Here is an 8,887-nt window from a genome sequence, read left to right on the forward strand (position 1 = left end):
CCTGGTGCGGGCCCTTCGGCTCGCACCGGGTAGCCCCGCCCACTACCGCGGTACAGTCGTAAGCCTATGTGGATCGGATGGATAGAACTGGATTTTTTGTTGGGCGACGTGCACTCCCTGAAGGAGAAGCGCTCGGTGATTCGGCCCGTGATCTCGGAGCTGCATCGAAAATTCGCGGTGTCGGTCGCCGAAACCGACCATCGCGACCTGCACAGACGGGCCGAAATCGGAGCGTCGGTGGTAGCCGGCGACCTCGACCACGTGACCGACATCCTCGACCGGGTCGAGCGGATGGCGGCGTCCCGACCGGAGCTTCACCTCGTAGCCGTTCGGCGGCGCACCCTGAAGAGCGACGACATCTGAATCGCGCGCTGTCGACGAATCCGGGTCATCGACGGTTACGGTCATCGACGGACGTCGAACACCTGCTTCTGGATGCCGTTGCCGTACACCTCGTGCTCCACCAGATCCAGGTGAATCGTGGCCTTGTCGCTGGAGCTGAACAGCCGCTTGCCCGCGCCGAGCAGCATCGGGAAGACCAACAGGTGGTAGCGGTCGACGAGACCGGCATCGGCGAGGCTACGACCCAGCGTCGCGCTACCGTGCACCGAGATCGGCCCGCCTTCGGTCTCCCGGAGTTCGGCGACGTCGTCGATGCTGCGCAGAATGGTTGCCGGCCAACGGTCGTCGCTGCGCTCCAATGTCGTCGACACCACGTATCTGGGCATCGAGTTGTATCCGGCGAAATCGTCCATCGTGGGCCACACGGGAGCGAACGCCTCGTAGGAGGTACGCCCCAGCAGCATGGCCGTGGCCTCGTCCTGCTCGCGGCCCTTGATCTCGTACGCCGCTGGATCGAACTCGATGTCCTTGAACGTCCACCCCGCGTTGCGGTAGCCGACTTCCCCACCCGGCCCCTCCATGACGCCGTCGAGCGAAACGAACGCGGTCACGATCACGGTGCGCATGGCAATCCTCGGTTCGGTGTGAGGCAGAAGCGGAACAGGTGCCGGAATCGTAAACCACGCGTCGAACCGACGACAGGCAGTGTCGGGTGGCAAGGTGGTCTCATGGCCGAGCAAGTGGAACGCACCGAAGACGGTCACTATGTCGTCATCAAAGGTCGACGGTGGCGCGCGACCGATCCCGACATTCCCGAGGATCGCAACGCCGAATTGCGCTCGATCCTCATGGCGTGGCGCAGAGACGTCAAACGCACCTCCGGTGCCACAGAGTCTCGCGCGGGCGTTCAGGCCGCCAAAGTCGCCCTGGGAGAACGAGGTACGCCGTGGTGGGAACAATCCCCGGACGAGCGACGGGCCCGCTGGGAGGCCGAGGTGCCGCGGCCGACCGATACCGATCTCGAGAACTGATCACACAATTCGTTGCCATATCGGAAACTATCCAATATGGTTTCCGATATGGAAAGCATCGATAAGCCCACCTCGTCCGAAGCTCGAACGACTCTCGACGACATCGACCGCGTGCAACGCGCCGTGCGCGACACTCCGTGGCCGGTCTGGTTGTACGCCGTCAACGCAGTGCTCATCGGGGCGTTGGCACTCACGCCACTGCTCACCGACTCCCACCGCACTGTCGCCCTGCTGATTCTGGCCGCGGCCATTGTGGCAACGAACGTGATCACCGGGTTCCGAATGGGCACACCGTGGGCGCTGCCTACCAGCCGTGGATTTCTGGCGTCGGTCGCACTGTCCGTTGCTTTCGTGGTGGTGGCACTGGCATTCGCGCAGCCATCCCTGCCGAGCTGGACGCTGGTGCTCCTCGCTACAGCAGCGACGGCGACCTACTCGTTCGGTTCGATCGCTCACTACCGGAGCACACACCGATGACGGACGATCTGGATCCGATCATTCATCCGGCGAACCGGCTGCGGATCTGCGCGCTGCTGGCGGCAGGTACGACGCTCGAGCTCGCCGTCGTGAAGGAACACAGTGGATTGAGCGCATCGGCGCTGAGCAAGCAGGTGGCGGCCCTGGTCGACGCCGGCTACGTGGATCAGCAGAGATCACGCACCGACTCGCGGCGGATGTGGCTGTCGCTGACTAGGGAGGGTAAAACCGCCTACCGCCGCCATGTGGCTGCCCTCCGCGCCATTCTCGCCGAGGCCGAGGCGAGCCCATCCGAGCCTGGGCGGTGAGTTCTCCCCCAGCTTCGTGTCTACTTTTTCGACGGATGAAGCCGATGCAGCCCGCACCGGTCGTTCGATTCGAGAAGGAGTCCCGCCATGCCCACACTCAGTCCGTACCTGTCGTTCCGTGACAATGCGCGCACCGCTATGGAGTTCTACAGGACGGTCTTCGGTGGAGAGCTCACGCTGACCACGTTCGGCGAGGGCCAGGCCACCGACGATCCATCCGAGAAGAACCTGATCATGCACGGCCAGTTGACAACTCCCAGCGGATTCACACTGATGGGGGCCGACACCCCGTCGTCGATGGAACACACACCCGGAAACACGATGAGCGTCTCGCTCTTCGGTACCGAGCACGAGGAATTGACGGGCTACTGGAACGCGCTGGCCGTCGACGCACAATTCACTATGGGTCTCGACGCAGCACCGTGGGGTGACACATTCGGCATGCTCACCGACAAGTTCGGTGTGCAGTGGATGGTGAACATCTCCGGCTCGGTCGCCGAAAGCTGAGCGACGGAGGAGCAGTGGGCGCCTTCAGTGGCTGCGAGATTCGACTGAGATGACCTCGTGCAGCCCGACGGGCCCCCAGCCCCTGTCGAGCGCCACGATCAGCACCGCGCAACCGACCGCGGACAGCACCAGTGCGGAACCGAACAACGCGGTGTAACCGAACACGTCGCCGATCACGCCCGCCGTAAGTCCGGACGCACCCTGCGCAAAGACGATTGCGCAGGCCATCAGTGTGTAATCGCTTCCTGCATAACGTTTTTCCGATGCGTCCATCATCAGTGCGAAAACGGCAACGGTTGCAGCGCCGCCCAGCACGTGTTCGGTGACGTTGGCCGCGACCAGGAGCGGAAACCCGCCGATGCCGAACGATGCCACTACATACAACGCAAGACTGAGAGTTTGGGCGATTCCGCCGACCAGCAGAGCCTGACGACGTCCGAAGCGAAAGGACAACCACGCGCCGAGCGCAGCACCTCCGAGTGCTGCCACCGACGACAGGCCGCCCTCGACCAGGGCGATCTGAGTCAAGGTCAGTCCGTTGTCCGAAAGGAACGGGCCGACCAGCGCCGAGCCCATCGAGTTTCCGAATTTGAAGCCGACGATGAGAAGGATGAACGCGACCATGCCAGGCCTGCGCAATCGGGACCACCAGGCCACAGAGAGTCGCGCCGGGCCCTCGGACTCGGGCTGCCGGTCGGTGTCCACGTCTGCCGCGGCCAGTTGCCTGTTCATGAACCAGACCGGGGCCGTCGCCAACAGGATCAGCAATGCCATCGCAACGAAGAGCACCTGCCATCCCGCAAAGGTGAACAGCCACAACAGCACTCCCCCGCCGCACACCATACCTACCCGGTACGCGCCCACTTGCAGACCGTTACCCAGGCCGCGTTGCGCCACCGTCAACGTGCGAACCGCTATCCCATCCGTTGCGATGTCCTGGGTGGCCGACAGCGCGTTGATGACAAAGATTCCGACGAACAGCCAGCGCAACGTCGACGACAAATCGAGAAAAGACAGTGCGAGCGCCACCAGCGCGGCGGACACCTGTAAGGACAGAAGCCACCGCCGCCTCGACCCGTAACGATCGACGTACGGTGCCCACAGAAATTTCAGCGCCCACGGCAGAAACAACACCCCGGTTGCACTGATTTTCACCAACGAGAAGCCCGACTCTCGAAGGACGACGGGCAGGGCCTGCGTGAAGAAGCCGAAAGGCAGCCCCTGAGCGAAGTACAGGGCCCCGAGCAACGTGAGGGTGCCGACGGTGAACGACGCCGGACGCACCGCATTGGTCATGCCGGTCATCGTGTCAGAGCGAGGCCTCGTCCGCCGAGTACCGCACCGGTTGCCGAAGAATGGTGCGCAGCTTCGCCGGTTCGACCCGTCGTGGGTCACTGAGGTAGATCTCGTGATGACGGCCGGTCATCGTCAGCCCGGCCTGCGGGATGTAGCGGTGGTGCATCTCGTCGAGCACGGCGGCCTCGTCGTCGTAGGAACCGGTGTGCAGAGTTTGCACGCACAGGCCCTCGTCGAGGGTGTCGAGGCGCATTCCGTCACGTCGGTCCGAACGGTTCTCGGATGCGTCGACCCGTACGGCGTGCTCGAACATCGTGTGGTCGATCCAGTCAGGCACCATGATCATCACAGTCCAGAGCCAGTTCGACTTGTCCCGGCGCGTGGTGAAGGCCGCCATGTCCGGCGCCCACCACAAGGCTTCGAGCGGTGGGACGACGTAGTCGCGCTCCAGGTCGTTCTTACTGGTGAATTTCAGCCGATACGCAACGGGGAACAGGGTGGATACAGCATCGGCATATTCCGGTGCGGTGTTCGGATCCCCGTGGCCGTCGATCATCAAGTATTTCGTCGGTGGCACGGTCAGAACTCGAAACACGTTGCGCCGTGCCGAATACGAGTCGAGGGTCTTCTTGAAATCCGTCTTCATGCCCTCACCTCCTGCCGACTGCGCGTCAGTGTACCGACCACTCCGGGCTGGGGTGCCGTGGTGAACGCTCTCCTGTTCGGAAGCAGTTGGTCGGTCGACCGACACTGTCACAGCTCGGCGTCGACTGCCTTCGATTCGCCCCGACGCACTGCCATGTAGTCGGACAGTTCCCGTTTGACGACCGGCAGCAGCAAGTAGAGGCCCGAGATGTTGACCAACGCCAGAAGGAACAGCGTGGCGTCGGCGAAGTCGAGCACCGAGCCGAGCGACAGGACGGTGCCGATGACGGTGAAGGTGCAGAACATGAGGTTGAAGAAATTGCGCGACAACCGGCTGCGACCGAACAACGATGTCCAGGCCTGTAGTCCGTAGTACGCCCAGGTGATCGCCGTGGACAACGCGAACAGTGCCACAGCGAGAGTGAGTACGTACGGGAACCACGGCAGGACGGTCTCGAAGGCGTCGGAGGTGAGCGTGACGCCGCCCGCCGGCAACTCACCGGTTTCGGCAACTATGGCGCGCTGGTCCTGCCAGGACACAGTATTGGCGATCACGATGGTCAGGGCCGTTGCCGTGCAGATGACCACAGTGTCGATGAAGGGCTCGAGCATTGCCACGAATCCTTCGGTGACCGGATGTCTGGTCTTGACGGCCGAGTGAGCAATGGAAGCCGATCCCAACCCGGCCTCGTTGGAGAAGGCCGCGCGCTGGAACCCGATGATCATCACTCCGAGTACTCCGCCTGCCACGCCCTCGGGTGAGAACGCGCCGTCGAAGATGGCACCGAACGCCGTCGGAACGGACCGGAAGTTCACGGCGATGACGACGCCGCACGCGACGACATAGACCAACGCCATGGAAGGAACGAGTTTTGCGGTGACGGCCGAAATGGACTTCATGCCGCCGATGATGACCAGGCCGATGATGAGTGCGATCACGAGTCCGAACACTGCCTTCGCACCGTCCGAACCGAGGAAGCCTTCGTCGCCACCGGTAACCGAGCGGACCTGCGCGTACGTCTGATTGGCCTGAAACATGTTGCCGCCACTGATGGCGAAGAACGTGATGATGACGGCGTAGAAGGCAGCCATCACCTTCCCGACCTTTGCAAGACCTCGCTCGGCGAGTCCCTTGGTGAGGTACTTCATCGGCCCGCCCGAGACGGTGCCGTCCTCGTTGATATCCCGATATTTCACGCCTAGGGTGCACTCGACGAACTTCGAGGCCATTCCCAGCAGTCCGGCGAGGATCATCCACAAGGTCGCCCCTGGTCCACCCAGCGTGACTGCGACCGCCACACCTGCAATGTTCCCCAGTCCCACGGTTCCGGACACTGCGGCCGTGAGAGCCCGGAAGTGGCTGACTTCTCCTGGTGCATCGGCTTCGTCTTCTTTGCCGCTCACCAGGATCAAAGATCGCTTGATACCGCGGAACTGAATGAACTTGAACGTGACGGTGAAGACGACGGCACCCAGAATCAGCCACAGAACGATCAGTGGAACTGCGGCACCACCGATGTTCACGGTGAAGAACACGAAGCTGGAGACAGCGGCGGAGATCGGATCGAAAGCATTGTTGATCGCTGTCTCGATAGAACTGATCGTGCCTCCGTCCGCGGCCGAATAGTCGATGGCGAGACGGTGAAAACTCATGACGTCGAGTCAACATCATCCCGGGCACACGTCACGGTCTTTATCGAAAAACGGGCAAATATTTACATATTCTTGACTTGTAGTGGCTCATACACGGGTCCGAGCGGGCAATCGGCGGAGCAGAAGCGTCGCCGCATCGAGGACCATGTGTCGGTCGTAGGTCAGGCAGTAGTCGTACAACACGCTTCCGTCGTGGGCAGTTCCGCTCTCCACCGCGATGAGAGCAACGCTAGACATCGGTGCCACGATGACAATCGAGCGCTCCGACGCCAGTGGTTCGTCCTCGCCGACCGCAACGGTCCGAAACCGATGTTCACCCGGCATCGGCCGCGAGTCGAAGACGGCCACGAGAGACGTGCGCACAGCGAGGTCGTCGAACAACGCGACACGCTCGGCGGTCGTCCCGGCCGACGCGTTCGTCGTCGCCAATACGACGGTCGACGCACCGGTGCCGTAGACACTGCGAAGCAGACCGTTCTCGATGTCGTCGAGAAGCCGTGCGTCAGCGCGCCGACGGGTTCCGAATCGATGGACCAGACCGTACGGCGTCACGGCAACAGGGGCCCGGACGGTTATTGCCGGCTCCAACTCGAGTGTGTTGGCCGTACCGCCGGTGGCTCCGAAGGTGGGTAGACGAGTCGGGGCGCCGTACAGGTAGCCCTGGCCGAGAACCGCACCCATGTCGTGCGCGGTCGCTTCGTGCCGCTCCGTTTCGATTCCCTCGGCGAGCACCAGCGCACCGCTGCGTTCGGCCTCTGCGGCGACCGCGGACACCACGGACGCCGTGGCATAGCTCGAACGGCCCTGCACGAGAGACATATCCAGCTTGATCACGTCGGGCCGGAGCAGCGGAATCAGTGCCAGACTCGACGAGTCTGCACCCACATCGTCGAGCGCGACCCGCCATCCCAGGTCGCGGGCATGCTCTACCGCACGCAGCAGCCCGGAGGGGTCACCCATCAGATCTCGCTCGGTGATCTCGACGATGATCGACAACCGAGATGCCTCGGCCACCAATGGCAGGCACTCTCTCGGAGGTGGCGCGTCCAGGGCTGTGGGTTCCGCGTTGACGAACAACGCGAGTCCTTCGGGGAAACCGGCTTCGACGGCCCCGCTCAGGGCGCTGAGTCTGCACCGCCAGTCGAACTCGGCCGACTCGCCTCGATCGGCCGCCTCGCGCAGCAGCTGCGGCGGCGAGATCGCTTGCGCGTCGCCGCAGGTCCGCACCAGGGCTTCGTAACCCACGACAGCTCGGCCGTCCAACGCGACGATCGGCTGGTAGGTCGACGTGATATCGATCGTCATCGGCGAAAATTGCGCGTGCGAGGCGTCACGATGCACAGGCGGACCTCCCTCGGTACATCTCGACGGTCCCCACCCGGGGAACCATCATGCCCGATGGTCGCCGGCCGCGCCTTCTTCCCTCGCCGACGGGCTATAGGGTTCTCGGAAGACTTCGAATCGGCGGTGAACAATGGTGGGTGCGAACTCCGACGATCACCTGTTCGCGGGCAGATATCGTCTGGGCAACGTCGTGGGGCGCGGCGGAATGGCAGATGTCGTTCGAGCCGACGACGACGTCCTCGGTAGGCCCGTTGCCGTGAAGATATTCCGTCAGGGTGAACCCGCACATACCGATGCACGGATCGATGCCGAGATCAGGACGCTCGCGTCGCTGTCGCATCCTGGCCTGGTGACGTTGTACGACGCGGGTACCGCCCCCGACACCGGCGGCATCCGAGTGCCTTTTCTCGTGATGGAGTTCGTCGACGGCCCCACTCTGAACGGCTACCGCGCAGGCCGCGCACTACCGGGCGATGTCGTCGCCCGGATGGGACACGAGATTGCTCGAGCCCTTGCCTACATCCACCACCGCGGCGTGATCCACCGCGACATCAAACCGGCCAACATCCTGGTCGCCCGAGAGCCGGCGTCGAGCACGGGACACTGCGTGAAGCTCACCGATTTCGGTATCGCTCGCATCGTCGACGCCGACCGCCTCACCGAGCACGGCACCACCGTCGGCACCGCTCACTATCTCAGCCCGGAACAGGCGACGGGCACCTCTGCGGGGCCTGCAACCGATATCTACAGCCTCGGATTGGTTCTCATCGAATGTCTTACCGGCGCAATGGTGTTCGACGGCAGCGCGGTAGCCGCAGCCGTGGCGCGCTTGCACCGCGATCCCGAGGTACCCGAGCAACTCGGGCCCCAGTGGCATTCACTGCTGACGACGATGACGGCCAGACATCCCGAAAACAGGCCGACGGCGGACACCGTGGCCGACGCCTTACACAGTCTTTCCAGCGAACCGCCACCACCGCCGGCCACTGCGGTCCTGCCCGCCGCGAATGCGACAACGTTTGTCGCCGAACAGGATTCGGCCCCTCGGCAAACGGAGGGTTCACGGCGTCGCGGTCTTGTCTTTCTGGCTGCGGCCGCACTGTTCGTCGCCGTCGCGTCGGCAATTGCCTGGATGGCAACCGGAACAGGCGACGAGCCGATCGAGACATCGCCGTCCACATCGGTCACCGCTCCGACCAGTCCTGCACCCGTGACGACGGCATCCGAGTCCTCGATGCCGGTTGTCTCGAACCTCCCCCAGGCTGTCTCTTATACACCTCTGAC

General features: G+C 63.3%; 11 protein-coding genes. 6 read left to right on the forward strand and 5 right to left on the reverse strand.

From position 1 onward, the window contains the following. Positions 1 to 66 precede the first annotated feature (66 nt). Positions 67 to 363, forward strand: a complete 297-nt coding sequence (locus tag J1M81_RS03220; RefSeq protein ID WP_027497180.1) for a DUF503 domain-containing protein — start codon at positions 67 to 69, stop codon at positions 361 to 363. 41 nt (positions 364 to 404) lie between these two features. On the opposite strand, the gene J1M81_RS03225 is transcribed toward J1M81_RS03220, so the two are convergent. Then, positions 405 to 968, reverse strand: a complete 564-nt coding sequence (locus tag J1M81_RS03225; RefSeq protein WP_206497572.1) for a dihydrofolate reductase family protein — start codon at positions 966 to 968, stop codon at positions 405 to 407. Between the two features lie 102 nt (positions 969 to 1,070). Here J1M81_RS03225 and J1M81_RS03230 point away from each other — a divergent pair, with 102 nt between their 5' ends. From J1M81_RS03230 to J1M81_RS03245, 4 genes are all read left to right on the forward strand, one after another. Next, positions 1,071 to 1,373 (forward strand): hypothetical protein, encoded by a 303-nt coding sequence (locus J1M81_RS03230; protein WP_032370584.1) that lies wholly within the window; start codon positions 1,071 to 1,073, stop codon positions 1,371 to 1,373. Between the two features lie 48 nt (positions 1,374 to 1,421). Then, positions 1,422 to 1,850 (forward strand): hypothetical protein, encoded by a 429-nt coding sequence (locus J1M81_RS03235; protein ID WP_063216687.1) that lies wholly within the window; start codon positions 1,422 to 1,424, stop codon positions 1,848 to 1,850. Continuing rightward, on the forward strand, positions 1,847 to 2,158 hold the full coding sequence (locus J1M81_RS03240) for a transcriptional regulator (RefSeq protein ID WP_027497184.1): 312 nt from the start codon (positions 1,847 to 1,849) through the stop codon (positions 2,156 to 2,158). The genes J1M81_RS03235 and J1M81_RS03240 overlap by 4 nt, the downstream gene beginning before the upstream one ends. A gap of 87 nt (positions 2,159 to 2,245) precedes the next feature. Continuing rightward, the gene (locus tag J1M81_RS03245; RefSeq protein WP_032400724.1) at positions 2,246 to 2,665 is read left to right on the forward strand and encodes a VOC family protein; all 420 of its coding nucleotides are present in this window, start codon (positions 2,246 to 2,248) and stop codon (positions 2,663 to 2,665) included. 24 nt (positions 2,666 to 2,689) lie between these two features. Here the strand turns inward: J1M81_RS03245 and J1M81_RS03250 are convergent, their stop codons facing one another. The 4 genes from J1M81_RS03250 to J1M81_RS03265 all read right to left on the reverse strand — a co-directional run bounded on the left by J1M81_RS03250 (position 2,690) and on the right by J1M81_RS03265 (position 7,564). Beyond that, positions 2,690 to 3,961 carry an MFS transporter gene (locus J1M81_RS03250; protein ID WP_032400829.1) on the reverse strand — a complete coding sequence of 424 codons (1,272 nt, stop codon included), beginning with the start codon at positions 3,959 to 3,961 and terminating at the stop codon, positions 2,690 to 2,692. Between the two features lie 13 nt (positions 3,962 to 3,974). Further along, positions 3,975 to 4,607 (reverse strand): GyrI-like domain-containing protein, encoded by a 633-nt coding sequence (locus J1M81_RS03255; protein WP_032372383.1) that lies wholly within the window; start codon positions 4,605 to 4,607, stop codon positions 3,975 to 3,977. Between the two features lie 107 nt (positions 4,608 to 4,714). Then, the gene (locus J1M81_RS03260) at positions 4,715 to 6,259 is read right to left on the reverse strand and encodes a sodium:alanine symporter family protein (protein ID WP_032372382.1); all 1,545 of its coding nucleotides are present in this window, start codon (positions 6,257 to 6,259) and stop codon (positions 4,715 to 4,717) included. Between the two features lie 87 nt (positions 6,260 to 6,346). Beyond that, the gene (locus J1M81_RS03265) at positions 6,347 to 7,564 is read right to left on the reverse strand and encodes an EAL domain-containing protein (protein ID WP_045841747.1); all 1,218 of its coding nucleotides are present in this window, start codon (positions 7,562 to 7,564) and stop codon (positions 6,347 to 6,349) included. 169 nt (positions 7,565 to 7,733) lie between these two features. Here J1M81_RS03265 and J1M81_RS03270 point away from each other — a divergent pair. Then, positions 7,734 to 8,887: serine/threonine-protein kinase (locus J1M81_RS03270; RefSeq protein WP_206497573.1), on the forward strand; the 1,154-nt coding region annotated here is incomplete at its 3' end.

This window comes from Rhodococcus sp. KRD175 (genome assembly GCF_017168275.1).
In the GTDB taxonomy this organism is placed as follows: Bacteria; Actinomycetota; Actinomycetes; order Mycobacteriales; family Mycobacteriaceae; genus Rhodococcoides; species Rhodococcoides fascians.